Source organism: Hymenobacter aerophilus DSM 13606 (assembly GCF_000382225.1).
GTDB classification, from domain to species: domain Bacteria; phylum Bacteroidota; class Bacteroidia; order Cytophagales; family Hymenobacteraceae; genus Hymenobacter; species Hymenobacter aerophilus.
This window is the reverse complement of sequence record NZ_KB907827.1, coordinates 1-18,642: the sequence shown is the minus strand read 5'-3', so window position 1 is coordinate 18,642 and position 18,642 is coordinate 1. Positions and strand designations below refer to the sequence as shown.

The 18,642-nt window shown below is 57.7% G+C and carries 12 protein-coding genes; 7 read left to right on the top strand and 5 right to left on the bottom strand.

The features are described from left to right. Nucleotides 1-7 precede the first annotated feature (7 nt). The 3 genes from H145_RS23790 to H145_RS22980 all read right to left on the bottom strand — a co-directional run bounded on the left by H145_RS23790 (nucleotide 8) and on the right by H145_RS22980 (nucleotide 6,498). A complete protein-coding gene (locus tag H145_RS23790) occupies nucleotides 8-1,747 on the bottom strand; it encodes a T9SS type B sorting domain-containing protein (RefSeq protein ID WP_083937817.1) in 1,740 nt (579 codons plus the stop codon). 169 nt (nucleotides 1,748-1,916) lie between these two features. Then, nucleotides 1,917-4,142, bottom strand: a complete 2,226-nt coding sequence (gene scpA / locus H145_RS0116045; protein ID WP_019949176.1) for a methylmalonyl-CoA mutase — start codon at nucleotides 4,140-4,142, stop codon at nucleotides 1,917-1,919. A gap of 562 nt (nucleotides 4,143-4,704) precedes the next feature. Continuing rightward, complete coding sequence (locus H145_RS22980; protein ID WP_019949175.1) at nucleotides 4,705-6,498, bottom strand: methylmalonyl-CoA mutase family protein; 1,794 nt, start codon at nucleotides 6,496-6,498, stop codon at nucleotides 4,705-4,707. A 261-nt stretch (nucleotides 6,499-6,759) separates the two neighbouring features. On the opposite strand from H145_RS22980, the gene H145_RS21690 reads away from it, so the two are divergent. The 3 genes from H145_RS21690 to dnaA all read left to right on the top strand — a co-directional run bounded on the left by H145_RS21690 (nucleotide 6,760) and on the right by dnaA (nucleotide 10,346). Continuing rightward, on the top strand, nucleotides 6,760-7,524 hold the full coding sequence (locus H145_RS21690; RefSeq protein WP_019949174.1) for a 5'-nucleotidase C-terminal domain-containing protein: 765 nt from the start codon (nucleotides 6,760-6,762) through the stop codon (nucleotides 7,522-7,524). A gap of 210 nt (nucleotides 7,525-7,734) precedes the next feature. After that, the gene (locus tag H145_RS0116030) at nucleotides 7,735-8,667 is read left to right on the top strand and encodes a bifunctional metallophosphatase/5'-nucleotidase (protein WP_026351569.1); all 933 of its coding nucleotides are present in this window, start codon (nucleotides 7,735-7,737) and stop codon (nucleotides 8,665-8,667) included. 179 nt (nucleotides 8,668-8,846) lie between these two features. Further along, nucleotides 8,847-10,346 (top strand): chromosomal replication initiator protein DnaA, encoded by a 1,500-nt coding sequence (dnaA, locus tag H145_RS0116025; protein WP_026351568.1) that lies wholly within the window; start codon nucleotides 8,847-8,849, stop codon nucleotides 10,344-10,346. Nucleotides 10,347-10,465: 119 nt separating this feature from the next. On the opposite strand, the gene H145_RS0116020 is transcribed toward dnaA, so the two are convergent. Then, nucleotides 10,466-10,939, bottom strand: coding sequence for a hypothetical protein (locus H145_RS0116020; protein ID WP_157541686.1), 474 nt, complete (start codon nucleotides 10,937-10,939; stop codon nucleotides 10,466-10,468). 146 nt (nucleotides 10,940-11,085) lie between these two features. Next, a complete protein-coding gene (locus H145_RS0116015; protein WP_019949170.1) occupies nucleotides 11,086-11,514 on the bottom strand; it encodes an OsmC family peroxiredoxin in 429 nt (142 codons plus the stop codon). 162 nt (nucleotides 11,515-11,676) lie between these two features. Here H145_RS0116015 and H145_RS0116010 point away from each other — a divergent pair, with 162 nt between their 5' ends. The 4 genes from H145_RS0116010 to H145_RS21685 all read left to right on the top strand — a co-directional run. Beyond that, complete coding sequence (locus H145_RS0116010; RefSeq protein ID WP_019949169.1) at nucleotides 11,677-13,170, top strand: GH3 auxin-responsive promoter family protein; 1,494 nt, start codon at nucleotides 11,677-11,679, stop codon at nucleotides 13,168-13,170. A gap of 296 nt (nucleotides 13,171-13,466) precedes the next feature. After that, nucleotides 13,467-16,688: a SusC/RagA family TonB-linked outer membrane protein gene (locus H145_RS0116005; protein ID WP_026351567.1), complete on the top strand. Its 3,222-nt coding sequence runs from the start codon at nucleotides 13,467-13,469 to the stop codon at nucleotides 16,686-16,688. Nucleotides 16,689-16,699: 11 nt separating this feature from the next. Beyond that, nucleotides 16,700-18,280 (top strand): SusD/RagB family nutrient-binding outer membrane lipoprotein, encoded by a 1,581-nt coding sequence (locus H145_RS0116000; protein ID WP_019949167.1) that lies wholly within the window; start codon nucleotides 16,700-16,702, stop codon nucleotides 18,278-18,280. A gap of 106 nt (nucleotides 18,281-18,386) precedes the next feature. Continuing rightward, nucleotides 18,387-18,642, top strand: a 256-nt coding sequence (locus H145_RS21685) for a helix-turn-helix domain-containing protein (RefSeq protein WP_026351566.1), incomplete at its 3' end; no start/stop codon positions are given.

Sequence of the window (18,642 nt, the reverse complement as noted above, 5' to 3'; positions counted from 1 at the left end):
TAAGATTTTAGCGGGTTACCTGTAGCCATCCGCGTATGGAAGGCTGAGTATGATGCTGCAGGTGATAAAAATAATTTCCTGCAGGTAATTCTTTCGCATTCCAGTCCTGTTGGTAATTTTCATTAATGTACACTTGTTTGCCCCAGCGAGAATAAATACGCAATTGCCAAGGGCCAACAGGTAGGCCTACTATGCGGAATACATCATTCTTCCCGTCTCCATTAGGAGTGATGATATTAGGAATAAAAAATATATCTTTACCAATAGGGCTAGTAGGCAAGGGTAAACAAGAAGGATTGGAGTATGGCCGTTTATTTGCATCTAGCTTAGCTATATACATGTCAAGGCTGCCAAGGCTTGTTAGTGTAAACTGATCGAAATAACGGGTATATTCAAAATAGCCTGTGGACAATAACTCGCCCTTTGGAGTAGCCGCCAAGTCTGAAATAAGGTTACCTGCAGAACGCGACCATAGCATCGATCCGCTAGGGCAATAAGATATTATATGATTATTAAATGTACTTGTCCCATCATTAGTGTTTAATGTGGGCATTCCTATTAGTTGCGCATAGGTATAAATGTTGCCTTCATAATCCGTGCTCAAACCAGAAATAATATCAGATTCACACGTAACATTCGGCGAAAAAGTAAAATTTCCTCCTAATTGTTGACTCCATTGTAAGTTGCCATCGGAGGTAAATTTAAGAATCAGTACATCAGAATTAGAGCTCGTCTGCGGACCGTTAACAGTGAATTTATGGTTAGCGTGGGAAATGGTTTTGTGAAAGGAAATAGCAAGTATAATATTTCCAATTCTATCAAGAGTCAATCCGTTGCATGTCTCAACCCCTAAGCCAATAAAAGGCTTAACCCAGATCGGATTACCTTGAGAATCGAATTTAGCTATGTATATGTCCTCCTCATTTAGTGCTGGCGCGGGATCAGGCAAAGCCGTACTGCCTAATATGAATCCTCTACGATATCTCCCCACCAGATAAATTTGCCCGGTAGAAGTAACGGCAATATTCTTGTCGTTTAAACCAGAATTATATTTAGTTGTTCCTATGTCGCTTTTAACCCATTGTATAACGCCCTGTGTATTATATTTAGCTATAAACATATTTCCATTGAAATTTGAATTTGATATAAGATGGTCAAAACGGGTTGAACTACTTATAATACCTGATAAGTAGACATTGCCGCTGCCATCAGTAGCCACGCTATTACTTGTAGCTACGTATCCATCAAGTCCATAAGCAAATCTTACCCATACGGTATTTCCTTGTGAGTTGAATTTAGCTAAAAAAAGTCCGCCTTGTCCGGGATTTCTGGCAATCGTACTTGATCCAATAACTACATCTACACCGGTATTTAACACTCCAGTTATATAAGCTGCACCTGTTTCATCAACACATAAACCATGTACTGATTCATGGAGTGCTCCTCCTGCTTGCTGAATCCACAGAAGATGGCCTTGACTATTATACTTTGCCAAATAGATATCATAACTACCCCGACTAGTTAGTGTATTATTTCCAAAAGTTGAAGTGCCAGAAAATATCCCTGCTATAAATATGTTTTCGGAGGCATCTAGTGCTATGTGATAACCTCGGTCATCCCCTGTGCCGCCATTGGACTTAGCCCATAAGTAAGCAGGTAACTGTTGCGCCTGAGCTACATTAATAATGCTGCCGGAAAAACATATTAACGCTAAAAGTATTTTAGACAAAAATATATATTTTACCATGTGTGCTGAATTAAAGACGGTGGTCTAAAATAAAATAAAGTGATGTGCTACTTGTTTACTAATAGCGAGACTGGCTTGCTACGTTGCTATGAGGGAATTCTGAGCACAACTGTAAAACGCCATATCGCTCCACTTTAGTCTGCTGCCTGATCAAATTCACTTCACCGATTTACTCCCCCAGCTTCCCCAGAATCTCCTGGGCAGCTACGGCAATGACGGTGCCGGGGCCGTAGACGCCGGCCACTCCGGCATCGAAGAGAAACTGGTAGTCCTGGGCTGGGATGACGCCGCCGGCAATGACGAGGATATCTTCGCGGTCGAGCTGCTTGAGCTCCGCGAGCAGCTGCGGAATCAGGGTTTTGTGGCCGGCGGCCAGACTGCTCACGCCTACTACGTGCACGTCGTTTTCGGCGGCCTGACGGGCTACCTCGTCGGGGGTCTGGAACAGGGGCGCAATGTCCACGTCGAAGCCCACGTCGGCGAAGGAGGTGGCAATGATTTTGGAGCCCCGGTCGTGGCCGTCCTGGCCCATTTTGGCCACCAGCATGCGGGGGCGGCGGCCCTCGCGCCCGGCAAATTCGTCGGCCATCTCGCGGGCCTTGGCAAACTGCTCGTCGTAGCTCATCTCCTGCGAATAAACCCCCGAAATAGCCCGGATAGTGGCCTGGTGGCGGCCGTACACCTTCTCCAGCGCATCCGAAATCTCGCCCAGCGTGGCGCGGGCGCGGGCGGCCTCCACGGCCAGGGCCAACAAGTTGACCTCACCCCCCGGCCCCCTCTCCTCAGGAGAGGGGGAGCCAGTCGATTCAGTTCTGATGAGTCCGTCAGGCTCCCCCTCTCCCGGAGGGGAGGGGGATGGGGGGTGGGGTGCGCCAGCCGCCTCCGTGAGGGCCGCCAGCGCCGCTAGCACGGCGGCTTCGTCGCGGTTGGCTTTGGTATGCTGCAGGCGGGCAATCTGCGACTCGCGCACGGCGGCGTTGTCGATGTCGAGCACGTCGATTTGCTGCTCCTCGCTGGGGCGGTAGCGGTTCACGCCCACCACAATTTCCTTGTTCGAGTCGATGCGGGCCTGTTTGCGGGCGGCGGCCTCCTCGATGCGCATCTTGGGCAGGCCGGTTTCGATGGCCTTGGCCATGCCGCCCAGTTCCTCCACCTCATTCATCAGGGCCCAGGCTTTGTCGGCCAGCTCGTGGGTGAGGGTCTCCACGTAGTAGGAGCCGCCCCAGGGGTCTACCACGCGGGTAACGTCGGTTTCGTGCTGCAAATACAACTGGGTATTGCGGGCAATGCGGGCCGAGAAATCGGTGGGCAGGGCAATGGCCTCGTCGAGGGCGTTGGTGTGCAGGCTCTGGGTGCCGCCGAGCACGGCGGCCAGCGCCTCTACGGCCGTGCGGGCCACGTTATTGAACGGGTCCTGCTCGGTGAGCGAGTAGCCCGAGGTCTGGCAGTGCGTGCGCAACGCCAGGCTTTTCTGGTTCTGGGGGTTGAACTGCTGGATGAGCTTGGCCCACAGCAGCCGCCCTGCCCGGAGCTTGGCAATTTCCATGAAGTGGTTCATGCCAATGGCCCAGAAAAACGACAGCCGGGGCGCGAAATCATCAATCTTGAGCCCGGCGGCCAAGCCGGCCCGCACGTACTCCAGGCCGTCGGCGAGGGTGTAGGCCAGCTCGATATCGGCCGTGGCGCCGGCCTCCTGCATGTGGTAGCCCGAGATGCTGATGGAGTTGAACTTGGGCATGCGCTCGGCCGTGTAGGCGAAGATGTCGGCAATGATGCGCATGCTCGGCAGCGGCGGGTAGATGTAGGTGTTGCGCACCATGAACTCCTTCAGAATATCGTTCTGAATGGTGCCCGCCAGCTTCTCCGGCCCCACGCCCTGTTCCTCGGCCGCCACAATATAAAAGGCCATAATGGGTAGCACGGCCCCGTTCATGGTCATGCTCACCGACATCTGGTCGAGCGGAATCTGGTCGAACAGCAGCTTCATATCCTCCACCGAGTCGATGGCCACGCCGGCCTTGCCCACGTCGCCCACCACGCGCGGGTGGTCGGAGTCGTAGCCCCGGTGGGTGGCCAGGTCGAAGGCCACGCTCAGGCCCTTCTGCCCGCCGGCCAGGTTGCGGCGGTAGAAGGCGTTGCTTTCCTCGGCCGTGCTAAAACCGGCGTACTGGCGCACGGTCCAGGGTTTCTGCACGTACATCGAGCTGTAGGGCCCCCGCAGGTAGGGCGCCACGCCCGCCCCAAACCCCAGGTGGTCGAGGTGCTGCACATCGGCGGCGGTGTAGAAGGGCTTTAGGTTGATGCCTTCGGGCGTGGCAACCGTAGCGTCGGAAGCGGGAGCCGGCGCGGGCAGCTGGGCAGCGTCGTAGGGTATCTGGGAGAAGTCGGGGTGCATGTGGGAAGGGTATTTAGTAGCGAGCTACTCACTAATACTTGGACTGTAATCCTGGAAGAAGATTTCCTTCGCCCAAGGAAGCTGTCTGGTTTCTCGCCAGCACTTATGCACAGCTTCGGCGCAATACAGGGTTCGGCTTATGCCAACAGAATCAGCAAAATTTGCAAACTGTGAAAAGCCATTTGATTGATAAAGTTTCTTTTCCACAGTGCTATAAAAGCCATATTGATGCTTGAAACTGTCATGGAAAACAATGAATTCTTGCTCGTAGTTGATAGAGTCGGCACTAAAATTCACGTTATACTGAAAATTCCATTCGCGGCAGCAATCAGCTGTAACTAACTTATACGGTGCAATAATTGGAATTTACCAGACATCATCTGGTAAATCATTATCTATATAAAAGCGCGATGATGCGGGTTCTTGACGGAGATAAAGAACTGCTGCCGCTGCTATTATTGGCAATGAGAGTAATCCGACTAATAACTTGCTGGTAACTCTCATAGGCTTTTAGTCTACAGATGATTTTGTGAACTAAAATTTAGCTAATGATTATTCACTTCTAACTCTTAATAGGTCTCCCCTGCAAGCGGGCCAATACGTCTTCGGTGCTGTAGCCTTCCACCGTAAACTCCTTCAGCCCGAATACCTGCACGGCTTCCTGCATGGTGGCCAGATCGGCCGTGAGCAGCGCGGGCGGAATAAAGCCAGCCTCATCGAGCGGAACGCCGTTGATGGTGCGGGCCAGCCGGCCGAACTGCAGGGGCGTGGCGTACATGAGCGTGGCCTGCTCGGCCGAGGAAAACAGCACCGACAGCGTGCCCTCGGGATGCGCGTGCTGTAGCTCGGGCCGCTCGGTGGCGGGCAACGTGCGCAGGAAAGATTCGAGGATGATTTCGTTCGTGTGGGTGCCCAGCAGCACCAGCGCCGCCCGCTTCTTTTTCAGCTCGCGCCGCTCGAAGTGCAGGGCCGTGGCCAGCCGCAGCACCTCGGTGGGGTAGGTGGCGCGGGTGGTATCGAAGGTAGGGCTGCGCAACAGGCGCTTGGGGTTGAAATCGAACTGCTCCTGGGCGTTCTGGTAACGGTTGGTGCCTACTACCACCTGCTCGCCGGTGGCAATGCGCCGGAACTGCGTCTGGGCCGCCTCGTGCAGCAGCGCCAGTACCCGGCCGGTAGCGGCGGGCAGTCCGCCGGCTTCTTCGAGCTGCTGGAACAGGGCCCAGGCCTCGCGGGCCAGCGTGTCGGTGAGGGTTTCGAGGTAGTAGGAGCCGGCGGCCGGGTCCTGCACCTGGCCCAGGTGGGCCTCCTCGCGCAGCAAAACGGGTAGGTTGCGGGCCAGCCGCTCGGCAAACTCGTTGGGCTCGTGAAACAGGCTGTCGAAGGTGCCCACGCTCACGGCATCGGCCCCGCCCAGCACCGCGCTCATAGCCTCGGTGGCGTGGCGCAGCAGGTTGGTGTGCGGGTCGAGGGTGGTCTGGCTCCAGGTGGCGGTGCTGGCGAAAATCGTGAGCTGTTGGGCCGCCTCGGCTGACAGCCCGTAGGCGTGCAGCAGCGTGGCCCACAGCCGGCGCAGGGCCCGCAGCTTGGCAATTTCGAAGAAGTAGTTGGGCGCCACGGCCACGTGCAGGTGCAGCGCGGCGGCCACTTCGGCCACGGTCAGCTCGTCGGTGGGCAGCTGGCTGAGGTAGTGGGCGGCCGTGCTCAGGGCGAAGGCAAGCTGCTGGGTGGCCGTGGCCCCGCGGTTGCCGTAGTAGGCCACGTCCAGCCCTAAGGCCCGGAACTCGGGCCAGGCGCGGCTGGCAAGCAGCGCGGCCCGCAGCTCATCCTGCTGCGAAACCAGGTCGGGCACGTGGTGGGTGATGGGGTCGAGCACCAGAAAGCCGCGCAACGGCCCTGCGGCAGCTACGGCCAGCCGCGCCAGCAGCCCGGCCGCGCCACGCCGCAGCGAGTAGCCCACGTAGGTATCGGCCAGCGGCAGCTGCTGCGCCAGGTACTCGGCGTCGAACTCATCGGCCTGGGCCAGCACGAAGTGGGCGCCTTGGGCTCCGAGCTTTAGTGCCGCGGCGGCCCTATCAATGGCTTCGTGGCCGCGGCTGGTGGCCGGCACCGCGTAGGTAGGCACGTTGCGCCAGCCGCGGCCGGCTGGCCGCACCAGCGGCGCGGGCGCGCCGCCCAGCTGCGCCAGGGCTTCCTGGTGATAGAAGGGTTCCACCGTAAAGCCGTCGGGCGTGGGCCAGCGCAGGGTGGCCGGGTCCTGGCCCTTCAGGTCGCGGGCCAGGCGTGCCTGCCACTGGGCGGTGGTCAGGGGTTGAAATTCGGGAAAGGAAACCGGCGCGGGTTGCGGCGAATCGGCCATGGGGCAGCGGGGTGGGGTGGGAAATAGCGCACCCGAAGGCGCGGGTTAAAGATAGGGGGTAAGGGCCGGAAATCGGGTTTGGCGCGGGAAATTGCCAGCCTGTGGCTCGGCGGTCTGACAAATGGCCACCGCTATATAACGGTAGCTTCAATCGGAACATAAAATCGTTTGACGAATAGCAAGGAACTGCCGAACGCGCCCAACTACGCCCGCGGTGGCTTACCTTTGCAGCCCGCTTTCCTGTCTGCGGCCAACTTGCCAATGCGTACTCTTCGTTCCTCCATTGCCGCCCTGGGCCTGCTGGCCACCGTGGCCCTCACGCCGGCCTGCCAGCGGGCCGCCTACCAGCCCCAGGCCCGGCTGGCCCCCATCACGGCGCAGCCGCTCGGCAAAGCTATTCCCGACGACGCCCGCGCCACGGCCACCATTGCGCCCTACCGCGAGAAAGTGGTGTCGCAGATGACGACCGTGTTGGGCAACGCTCCGGTGGCCCTGACCAAGAAATCGGGCGAGTCGCTGCTGTCGAACTTCGTGGCCGATTTGCAGCGCACCGAGGCCAGCAAGGCGCTGGGGCGGCCCATTCCGCTGGGCGTGATGACCAACGGCGGCCTGCGGGCGCCCATTCCGGCCGGGCCCGTTACGGTGGGCACGGTGTTCGAGCTGATGCCGTTTGAAAACCAGCTGGTCGTGCTCGATGCGCCCGGCGCCGTAGTGCAGCAGCTCTTCGACTATGCAGCCCGCACCAAAATGGCCGTTTCGGGGGCCACGTTCACAGTTACCCCGGAGGGCAAGCCCGGCGCCATCCTCATCGGCGGCCAGCCCTTCGATGTCAGCCGCAACTACGCCATTGCCATTTCCGACTACCTGGCCGGCGGCGGCGACGCCATGGCGTTCTTCAAGCCGCTCAAGCCCGAGGGTACCGGCGTGCTGCTGCGCGATGCCATCATGACCTACATCAAGGAGCAAACGGCCCAGGGCAAACCCGTGCAGGCCACCATCGAAGGAAGAATCACAGATTCGCGCTGATTCTAAAGCTGATTCTGCTAATTAGGCAGTAGCCTGCTGGCTGTGCAGCAGCGAAAAGTCAATCGGACGAGCCTGCTTTGGTCGATTGTAAACTTCCTGCACTTTCACTTTCAGGTGCTCAGTCTGCCTTTCCTAGATCTTTTTACTCATTTAAGATGAATGCTGACTTTTGAATCAGCGTCATCCTCCCTAAATCAGCGAAAATCAGTGATTAACCGGCGCGAATTTCTGAAGTACACCGGCCTGGGCGTTGCCTCGCTGGGCGTGATGGGCGCGGCCTCGGTACCGGCGCTGGCCGGCGCCGACGACAAGGCGGTGCGCCTGACCATTCTGCACACCAACGACATGCACTCGCGCATCGAGCCGTTCCCCGACAATGCCGCGCAGTGGGCCGGTATGGGCGGCATGGCCCGGCGCGCGGCGCTGGTGGCCCAGGTGCGCCAGCAGGAGCCCAACGTGCTGCTGCTCGACTCAGGCGACATCTGGCAGGGCACGCCCTACTTCAACTTTTTCCAGGGCGAGCTGGAGTTCAAGCTCATGAGCCAGATGGCCTACGACGCCAGCACGCTCGGCAACCACGACTTCGACAACGGCCTGGAGGGCCTGCACAAGCAGCTGCCCAACGCCACGTTCCCCTTCCTGAGCGCCAACTACGACTTTTCGGACACAATCTTGGCCGGCCGCTTCCAGCCCTACAAGGTGTTCGAAAAGCAGGGTGTGCGCATCGGCGTGTTCGGCATGGGCATCGAAATGGCCGGGCTGGTGGAAGACAAGAACTTCGGCGCCACCAAGTACCTCGACCCCGGGGCCGTGGCCCGCGACATGGTGACGCGCCTGCGCGGCCCCGAGCGTTGCGACCTGGTTATTTGCCTTTCGCACCTGGGCTACAAGTACGCCAGCGACAAAATTGACGACCGCAAGCTGGCCGCGCAAGTAGCCGGCATCGACCTGATACTGGGCGGCCACACGCACACGTTTCTAGACAAGCCCGAGCCCATTGCCGGCCCCGGCGGCCACACCACGCTCATCAACCAGGTGGGCTGGTCGGGCATCAACCTGGGCCGCATCGACTTCGCCTTCAACCGCAAAAACCGCCGGCCCACGGTGGCTGCTACGGCCGTGCTTCCGGTTTCGGTAGCGTAGATTGAAGGCCGGATTACGGATGTGTTAAAATGGGATGAAATACAAGCCTGCCCGGGGTTTTTTGTCTCCTGAGTTTTCCACATTTTTGTCTCCCCCTGAAAAAAAGGCGGCCCGGCGCTGCCCGCTTTGCCCCATTCTGTCCTCACCCGCACGCCCGTTGCTTTTGCCCTGTTTAGTTGATGTCGAAGGATTGCCATACGGTTTGGGCTAATTGTCTTCGCGTCATCAAATCAACGATTGGTGAGCAGAGCTACCGCACATGGTTTCAGCCCATTGTGCCGGTACAGCTCCACAATAACGTGCTCCTGATTCAGGTGCCGAGCACGTATTTCTACGAGTTTCTGGAGGAGCACTACGTCGAGGAGCTCAAGCGGGCCATCCATCAGGAGCTGGGCGTGGAAGGGCGGCTGGAGTACAGCATTGTGGTCGACCAGGGCAACGCCCAGCAGAAGCCGCGCACGCTCAACCTGCCCACTGCCCACCGCGCCGCCGGCCCCGTGGCCTCCACTACGCCCGCCGCCGCCTCGCTGGCCCAGAGCGCCCAAACGTCTTCGGCCCGTAACACAGCCGCGGCTTCGGTGCGGCCCGCCCCGGCCCCCAACATCCTGCGCAACCCGTTCGAGGCCAGCAAAAGCATCGACCGCGACTATCTAAAGTCGCAGCTCAACGCTACCTACACCTTCGAAAACTACATCGAGGGCGACTGTAACCGCCTCTCGCGCTCGGCCGGGCTGGCCGTGGCCAACAAGCCCGGCACCACCAGCTTCAACCCGCTGATGATTTACGGCGGCGTGGGCCTGGGCAAAACCCATTTGGTGCAGGCCATTGGCAACCACATCAAGGCCACGAACACCGACAAGTTCGTGCTCTACGTGTCGGCCGAGAAGTTCACCAACCAGTTCATTGAAAGCCTGCGCTCTAACCAGGTGCAGGACTTCGCCAACTTCTATCTGCTGGTCGATATCCTGATTCTCGACGACGTGCAGTTTCTGTCGGGCAAGGACAAGACGCAGGAGATGTTCTTCCACATCTTCAACCACCTGCACCAGGCCGGCAAGCAGATTGTGATGACCTCCGACCGCCCCCCGCGCGATTTGGTGGGCCTCGAAGACCGGCTGCTCTCGCGCTTCAAGTGGGGCCTGACGGCTGATTTGCAGAGTCCCGACTTCGAGACGCGGATGGCCATCATCCAGAACAAGATGCAGCAGGATGGCATCGACATTCCGCCCCAGGTAGTGGAGTACCTGGCCCACTCGGTGAACACCAACGTGCGCGAGCTGGAAGGCGTGCTGATTTCGCTGGTGGCCCAAAGCAGCCTCAACCGCCGCGAAATCGACCTCGAAATGGCCAAGCAGGCCCTGCGCCACATCATCGAGGAAGTGGAGGCCGAAGTCAACCTCGACTTCATTCAGAAAACCTGCGCCGAGTATTTCAGCGTGCCGCTGGAGCTGCTGAAGGCCAAAACGCGCAAAAAGGAAGTGGTAACGGCCCGGCAGGTAGCCATGTACTTCGCCAAGGAGCACACCAGCCACTCGCTTAAAAGCATCGGCCACCACTTCGGTGGCCGCGACCATAGCACCGTCATCCACTCGGTGCAAACCGTTTCCGACCTCATCGATTCCGACAAATCGTTCCGCGGCACCATCGTGGAACTGCGCAAGAAATTCGCCGGCAGATAGGTGAATAAGCTGCCAGCCTCAAGCTACAAGCTACAAGTCTGACGGCCTGTTTGTCTTTGTTTTACCAAGGATAACAGGCCTTCAGACTTGCAGCTTGTAGCTGGCGGCTTAAATGCAGCTTAATCCTTAAGCGGGATGTTGTGCTTGGCGGCGAAGGCCTGCACCTGGTCGCGCATGAGGCGGCGGCGTTTGAGGCCGCGCACCTGGCGCAAACTCAGAGCGTGCGAGTTGCCGTCGTTCAGGCGCAGGCGCAGCTGCTGAGCACCCAAATCGAGCGACTGAATGCTTTCGGCGGCGAAGGCCTGCTTGGCCTTGAAGAGCCCTTCCTTGTGCACAATGTAGCCCGGCGTGAACTCCAGATAGCTCTGCGTGCCAAATATGGGCGCGTTGTGCACCAGCACGTAGCCCAGATACACAAGGCTGAACACCAGAAACACGTAGTGCAGGAAATACATGTCGGTAGCCCCCGCATCGGTTACAATCAGCGCCACCGTGTAGGCCACCCACATCAGCCCCAGAAAAATCTGGCCCCAGAAAGGAATGCGTTGCGTATTGGCGGGCCGGAGGCGGACACGGGTAGAATTAGGATTCATAGGGGCGGGAGAGAGCCGAAAGAAGCCGTAAAAGTAAGGAGTTGTTTTCAGTTGCCCGGTGCAGCTGGGTCCGGCGTACGTGTGCCGGCCACCGAAGCAACAGCGCTGCGGTGGCCGGCACACCGCAAGTAATCGGCTACCGGCCGTTACATAAGCTTGGCTAAAGCCAGCTCCATCTCGGGCACCGCTTTCAGCAGCTGCGACATCGGGCAGTTTTCCTTGGCGTATTCAGCCTGTTGCTGAAATTCCTCCGGCGAAAGGCCTTCTACTTCGCCCTCGGTGCTGAGCGTGATTTTAACCACCTTCGGCACGTCGCCCGAGGTATCAAGCGTCACCTTCGATTCGGTTTTGATCTGCTTCACCTGCTTGCCGGCTTTGGTGAGGTTACCGGTCAGAAACATGGTAAAGCAACCGGCGTGGGCGGCCCCGATAAGCTCCTCGGGGTTGGTGCCGGGCTTGCCCTCGAAGCGGGCGCCGGTAGAGTAGGGGGCGTCGAGCTGACCGCTCTGCGTAGTTAGCTGGCCGCTGCCTTTAATGTCGCCGTGCCAGACGGCCGTTCCGCGTTGATTGCTCATGAGTGGTGGGGTTGAAAGCTGAACAGAAGTTGATAGCTCCCCATACGCGGGCCGGGCGCGAAAGGATGGCCTGTCGCAACGCCTGCTATATATAGGTGTGGCAGGTATCTTTGGCTGACCACCGGGCGCGCTGCCGCCGTTTCTCCCGCCTATTCTTTTCGCATGGGTCTGAAATCCACTCTGAGCCGGCCGCTGGCCCGCTACATCGTCCGCCAGTACGCCCGCTGGCAGCACGACCCCATCGGCACCCAGCAGCGGGTGTTGCGCGAGCTGCTGGCCCAGGGCGCCCGCACCAGTTTCGGCGCGGCCCACGACCTGGCCGGTGCCCGCACCGCCGCCGACCTGGCCGCCCGCGTGCCCGTGCGCGACTACGAGGGGCTACTTCCGTGGTTCGAGCGCATGAAAACCGGCGAGGCCGACGTGCTCTGGCCCGGCCGGCCGCTTTATCTGGCCAAAACCAGCGGTACTACCAGCGGCGCCAAGTACATTCCGCTCACCCGGGCCAGTATTCCCAACCACCTCAACGGCGCCCGCGACGCGCTCCTGCACTACGTGCAGCGCACGGGCAAAAGCACTTTTCTCGATGGCAAGCTGATGTTTTTATCGGGCTCGCCGGAGCTGGAAACGCTCAACGGTATTCCCGTCGGCCGGCTCTCGGGCATCGTCAACCACCACGTGCCGGCCTACCTGCGCCGTAACCAGCTGCCCAGCTACGCTACCAACTGCATCGAGGACTGGGAGCAGAAGCTGGAGCGCATCGTGGATGAAACCCTGCCGGCCCCGATGACGCTCATTTCGGGTATTCCGCCCTGGGTGCAGATGTATTTCGACCGCGTGGTAGCCCGCACCGGCCGGCCGGTAGGGGAGGTGTTCCCCGATTTCGACCTGTTCGTGTACGGCGGCGTCAACTTCGAGCCCTACCGCCGCAAGCTCTTCGACACCATTGGCTGGCCCGTGGATAGTGTAGAACTGTTTCCGGCCTCCGAGGGCTTTCTGGCCTTTCAGGACGAGCCCGGCAACCCCGGCCTGCTGCTGCTGCTCGATGCGGGCATCTTCTACGAGTTCATCCCGGCCGAGCGGTTTTTCGAGCCCAACCCGCCCCGCCTCACGCTGGCCGAAGTGGAACTCGACCGGCAATACGCCGTGGTGCTCACCAGCAATGCCGGCCTCTGGGCCTACAGCCTCGGCGACACCGTGCGTTTCGTCAGCCGCTACCCGTTCCGGGTGGTGGTAACCGGCCGCATTAAGCATTTCCTCTCGGCCTTCGGCGAGCATGTCATCGGCGAGGAAGTGGAGCAGAGCTTACGCGAGGCGTTGCGGGCCCACCCCGAAGCTGAAGTAACCGAATTCACCGTGGCCCCCTTGGTAAGCGACGACCCCGCCACGCCTTCCCGCCACGAGTGGCTGATCGAGTTTGCCCGCCCGCCCCACCACCCGGCCGCCTTCGGCGCGACGCTCGACGAAGCTTTGCAACAACGCAACACCTATTATAATGATCTGCGCACGGGTAACATCCTGGCCGCGCCGCGCCTCACCACACTGCCGGCCGGCGCTTTCCAGCGCTACATGAAGCGCTTGGGCAAGCTAGGCGGCCAGAACAAGGTACCGCGCCTGAGCAACGACCGGACGCTGGCGCAGGGCGTAACGAGTTCTTAAGGCCGCTGATATTCCGAGAATCGATGATGCAATGGGCCACAACTAGCATCCCACTTGCCAAACAGCTTTACTGTAAAAGCATGGGTATAGAGGTGCGTTGCCAAGTTTTAGGGTGTTTTAGCAGAAAAAGGTCTTGTAAAGTCGATGATTCGCCTCATATTTGGGATTAATTGTAAAGAATGTTGCGACAGTTCTTTACTTTTAGCCGAAAGATGAGCCATTAGCTACTTCCTGAAGTTCGAAGTAAGTCTTATCTTGGCATCCAGTTCAATTCCACCAAACTCTTTTTCACTCACATGCGGAAAGTTTTATTAACTGCGGCTCTGCTCGCGCCCGTCCTGTTGCAGCAGGCGGCCGCTCAGAACCGGCAAATCTCCGGGCGGGTCACCGACCGCGCTACCGGCCAGGGTCTGCCCGGGGTTACGGTGTTGGTTAAGGGTACTACTGTTGGCGTATCAACCAACGCCGACGGTACCTACACCATCAGCGCCCCTGCTTCTGCAACTGCTCTCACTTTCTCCTCTATTGGTTTCGTAGGCGTTGAGCGGCCAATCGGCACGGCTTCCACCATCGACATCGGTCTTTCTACCGATGCTAAAGTGCTGGGCGAGGTTGTTGTTACCGGTGCTCTTGGTATTCAGCGCCAGGAGCAGCAGGTAGGTTATGCCACTGCTACGCTCGATACGAAAGAAATTACCCAGGCCCGTCCAACGAACGTTGTTAACGGTCTGACAGGTAAAGTATCGGGTCTGCAGATTCAGAATACGAACAACGGCGTCAACGCCACTCCCCGGGTAACGTTGCGTGGCACTCGCTCGCTGCTCGGTAACAACGAGGCGCTGATCGTAGTTGACGGCGTAATTTCGACCAACGACGTACTCGGAACGTTGAATCCGGACGACGTAGCCTCGATTTCGGTTCTGAAAGGTGCTAACGCTGCCGCGCTCTACGGTTCGCAGGCTTCCAACGGTGCACTGATCATCACCACTAAGAAGGGCTCGGATACCAACCGCGTTACCATTTCGCAGACTTCGCAGTTCGAATCCATTTCGTTCCTGCCGAAGTTCCAGGAGAAATTCGGCCCTGGTGCTAACTCGTACACCAACACGCTGCCCGACTTCACGGCCGATAACTCGGTTGATACAGGGTACGAAACCAAGTACCAGGGTTTCGAAAACCAGCAGTACGGCCCCCGCTTCGACGGCTCTATCCGTCCGTTTGGTGAGAAGCTGGCTGACGGCAGCATACAGATGCTCAGCTACGAGGCCCGCCCCGATGAGAAGCGTAAGTTCTTCAACAGCGCTTACCAGGCCCAGAATAATATTTCGTTCTCGGGTGGCGATGACCGTACGAAGTTCTACGCCTCTTACCAGAACGTTCATAACAACGGTATTGTCCCCAAGGACAAGTACGACCGGAATAGCTTCCGCTTCAATGCTTCGCGGGAACTAGGTCGCCTGACAGCTGGTTTCAATGTCAACTACGTGCAGCAGCGCACGGACATTACGACCAACGACGAGCAGGCAAACTCCGTGTACTGGAACATCTTCAACACGACGGTAATGGCTCCCATTTCGTCGTACAAGGACTGGCAGAACAACCCGTACGCTAACCCGAACGGATATTATAACGCCTACTACTACAACCCGTACTTCATCATCGATACGTACCGGACCAACACTGATAAGAATACGATTCTTGGCAACTTGGACCTGACGTATAAGGTGACGGACTGGCTGAAGCTGAACTACCGGATTGGTACCACTACGTCCGATCAGTCGCAGATATTTACCCAGAACAAGTTTACCTTCAACACTTACATCCAGGACCTAAACACCAACAAGAGCGGTGCCGGCCTGACGGGTTATGTAAGTGATGTGAGCAGCCGCCTGTCGCGCATCAACTCTGACCTGTTCGCCAGCATGGATAAAACCTTCGGCGACATCTCGGTGCAGGCAATCGTTGGTAACAACGTCCAGCAGCTGACCAGCAGCTTCAACTCGGTAGGCTCTACTGCCCTGGCCGTTCCCGACCTGTTCAACCTGGGCAACCGTATTGGTAACCTGGCGGGTAGCAACGGCAAGGCCAAGAGCCGACTGTACGCTTTCTACGGCGACCTGACGCTGGGCTACAAGGATTACCTGTATGTTCACGGCTCGATCCGCAACGACAACACATCGGTGCTTGACTCCGATAACCGCAGCTTCTTCTACCCCGGCGTCGATGCCTCGTTCATCTTCACCAACGTTGTTCCGGCGCTGAAGGACCTGGCCTTCCTCGACTATGGTAAAGTTCGGGGTGGTATCTCCAAAGTGAGCCAGATCAACTTGGCTGGCACGGGCCCTGGTGTATTCGATACGGGTGGTGCCTACCGGCTTGCTTCTACCTATTCGCTGGGCGCAGGTTTCCCCTTCGGTTCGCTGGCTTCGTTCCAGGCCAACAACGGCCTTGTGCAGCCGGGCCTGAAGCCCGAGGAAACGGTATCGGTCGAAGCCGGTCTGGAACTTAGCTTCCTGCAGCGCCGCGTTTCGGGTGCTGTTACCTACTACACCCAGAAGAGTAACAACCAGACCATCCCAACCAGCATCTCGAACACGACCGGCTACACCAGCCTGTTGCTGAACGCCGGTGAGGTGGAGAACAAGGGCGTTGAAGCTGACCTGAACATTATTCCGGTACGCCTCGACAATGGCCTGACGTTCACTATCGGTGGTAACTTCAACTACAACAAAAACCGGGTGCTTTCGCTGCCCGACGGCCTGACTCAGCTGAACATCTCCACGGGCGGTATCTCCCAGCTGTATGCGCTGGTAGGCAAGCCTTACCCCATCCTGAGCGGTACGCACTATGCACGCACCGATGACGGGCTGGTGAAGATGAACAAGATCGTAGATCCTATCACTAAAGAGGATCGTTACGTTCCGGTTCGGGCGGCCGACAACCAGGAGTTTGGCAATACCCAGCCCAAGTTCAAATACGGCTTCAACACCAGCCTTACGTTTAAGGGCTTCACGCTGGCCGGCCAGGCTGAATTGCGTACGGGCTACGTAGTGTATCACTCGATTGGTTCGGACCTCGACTTCACCGGTGGTGGCGAGCGGACAGTGATGTATGACCGCAAGGACTTCGTATATCCAAACTCGGCTATCCTGGGTCCGGACGGCAAAACCTACATCCCTAACACCGACGGTCTCACTCCTGGTGGTAACGAGTTCTGGTCGAGCACCGCTTACAACCGCGGTGTTGCTGAAAACTACGTGACTTCCGGCCGTTTCTTCAAGATTCGTGAGCTGACGCTGGGCTACAACCTGCCTGCTTCGCTGGTGTCAAACCTGGGCTTCGTGAAAGGGGCTTCGCTCAACGTGTTTGGTCGTAACCTGTTCACGTGGGTACCCAAGGAGAATATCTACACCGACCCCGAGTTTAGCTTCTCGAATAGCAACGCCATTGGTATCAACACCAACCTGCAGACGCCACCTACCCGGCTCATCGGCGCTACTATTTCCGCAACTTTCTAATTTCTGCATCAATGAAAATACCATTTAAGATGCTGGCAGCGGTAGCTATGGCTACTGCCGCTACCGGCTGCTCGTCGTTCCTCGACGTTAACGATAACCCGAATAGCCCGACTAGCATCACGCCGGACAATATTCTGGCACAGGCGCTTACCAGCACAGCCTCGCTCTACTCGATTACCTATAACCACTACGGTAGCTTTGTAGCCGGTTACTGGGGCCGCTCGGGAGTAGTGAATGGCTACCAGGAAGAAACGACCATTAACTACACCAACACCTTCCAGCAGGGCCTGTTCAACTCTACCTATGACAACCTGAATGATTACAACATCATTCAGACCAATGGTACGGCTAATGGCTACCCTAATCATGCGGCTATTGCCCGGATTATGAAGGCCTACCAGTTCCTGCTTCTGGTTGATGAGTATGGCGATATTCCCTATTCGCAGGCGTTGCAGGGCGCGACCAACACCACGCCTGGCTACGATAAAGCTGAAGAAATCTACAAAGACCTCATCGTTCAGCTGAAGGGTGCTATTTCCGATATCAACGCCGTTGACGCTAATGCGCAGGGTGTTGGTAGCGAGGATGTCGTGTTCAAGGGTGACATGACGAAGTGGAAGCAGTTTGCTAACAGCATGCAGCTGCGCATTCTGCTCCGTCAGTCGCAGACTGAGGCGGGCGGAACGGCCAGCAGCTACGTGAAGACGGAATTGGCGGCGTTGCAGAATGCTCCCGACGGCTTTATTAAACAGGATGTAGTAGTACAGCCGGTTTACGCACAGGCATCCGGCCAGCAGAACCCCTTCTACAACCGCTATGGCTACACGGCCGCCGGAACTAACGCGACGGAACTGCTCTACCAGATTCCGACTAGGTATATCATTGCCTCGTACGTTAACAACAACGACCCCCGGGTTTCCCAGCTCTACAAAATTGGCTTGCGGAACGACAGCGTGAAATACATCGGTACCAAGTTCGGAGAGCGTAGCCCTCCTGGCTTCTCCGCTACTACTCAGGCCTCGCGTTTCCTGCCCGGTGGTGGTCTGCTGAAAGGTCCTAGCGCTCCAACTCCCCTTATGTTGCTCTCGGAGCATCTCTTTTCTAAGGCAGAAGCGGAGACCCGCGGGCTCTTCACGGCCACCGAGGAGGATACCGAGAAGGACTACCTGAATGGCATTAAAGCTTCCTTCCTGTATTTCTATCGTCCGGCTGGTGGGGCTAACATCACTTTGGAGTCTGCTACCTCTACCACTCCTGGCGTGAAGGAATACGAGCAGTACATCGCTGATAACAAGACCAACCCTAAGGTAGATTTCAAGTCGTCTCCGTCTAAGGGCGTTCTGGGCAAGCAGGAGGTAATTATTTACCAGAAATACTTGGCTATGAACACCGTGGGTAGCATTGAGGCCTGGGATGACTACCGTCGTACGGCGCTGCCGAAGTTTGACGCCTCTACGGCATCAACTTCGCCCCGTCCCGACAAGCTCCCAACCCGTCTGCTGTATCCGCTGTCGGAATCCAACACCAACCAGGCCAACGTGCCAACGGGTGTAGATCAGTACCAGAAGATTTTCTGGGATGTAGTAGACTAACCGATTTCGGTTCAAGTCAACAGAAAAAAGGGCTACCCAATTGGGTAGCCCTTTTTTCTGTTTGTGTCCCGTCCGGCAATATGTTGACACTTTTCCAAAAGTTGTCATGAAAAACTCCTCTGAGCCGCGCGAGCGGCGTAGTCAACGCGACTACAGTTTGCCTTTTAAATTGGCCGTGGTGGGAGAAGTCGGCCGCGGTGAGTTGAGCTACAAACAAGCCCAGCGGCGCTACGGCATCCAAGGCCGCAGCACGGTCCTGACCTGGTGCCGACGCTATGCCACTCATTTCGTAACTTTTCAGGCCGCCGGACCCACTTCCCCCGCCGCCGCCCCCGCCGTGGAGCAGACCCCGGAACAGCGCA

Excerpts from the sequence above, each read along its gene's own strand:
- scpA (WP_019949176.1), bottom strand. The coding sequence starts at position 4,142 with ATGCACCCCGACTTCTCCCAGATACCCTACGACGCTGCCCAGCTGCCC.
- H145_RS0116015 (WP_019949170.1), bottom strand. The coding sequence starts at position 11,514 with ATGAGCAATCAACGCGGAACGGCCGTCTGGCACGGCGACATTAAAGGC.
- H145_RS0116020 (WP_157541686.1), bottom strand. The coding sequence starts at position 10,939 with ATGAATCCTAATTCTACCCGTGTCCGCCTCCGGCCCGCCAATACGCAA.
- H145_RS0116005 (WP_026351567.1), top strand. The coding sequence starts at position 13,467 with ATGCGGAAAGTTTTATTAACTGCGGCTCTGCTCGCGCCCGTCCTGTTG.
- H145_RS0116010 (WP_019949169.1), top strand. The coding sequence starts at position 11,677 with ATGGGTCTGAAATCCACTCTGAGCCGGCCGCTGGCCCGCTACATCGTC.
- H145_RS23790 (WP_083937817.1), bottom strand. The coding sequence starts at position 1,747 with ATGGTAAAATATATATTTTTGTCTAAAATACTTTTAGCGTTAATATGT.
- dnaA (WP_026351568.1), top strand. The coding sequence starts at position 8,847 with ATGTCGAAGGATTGCCATACGGTTTGGGCTAATTGTCTTCGCGTCATC.
- H145_RS0116000 (WP_019949167.1), top strand. The coding sequence starts at position 16,700 with ATGAAAATACCATTTAAGATGCTGGCAGCGGTAGCTATGGCTACTGCC.
- H145_RS21690 (WP_019949174.1), top strand. The coding sequence starts at position 6,760 with ATGCGTACTCTTCGTTCCTCCATTGCCGCCCTGGGCCTGCTGGCCACC.
- H145_RS22980 (WP_019949175.1), bottom strand. The coding sequence starts at position 6,498 with ATGGCCGATTCGCCGCAACCCGCGCCGGTTTCCTTTCCCGAATTTCAA.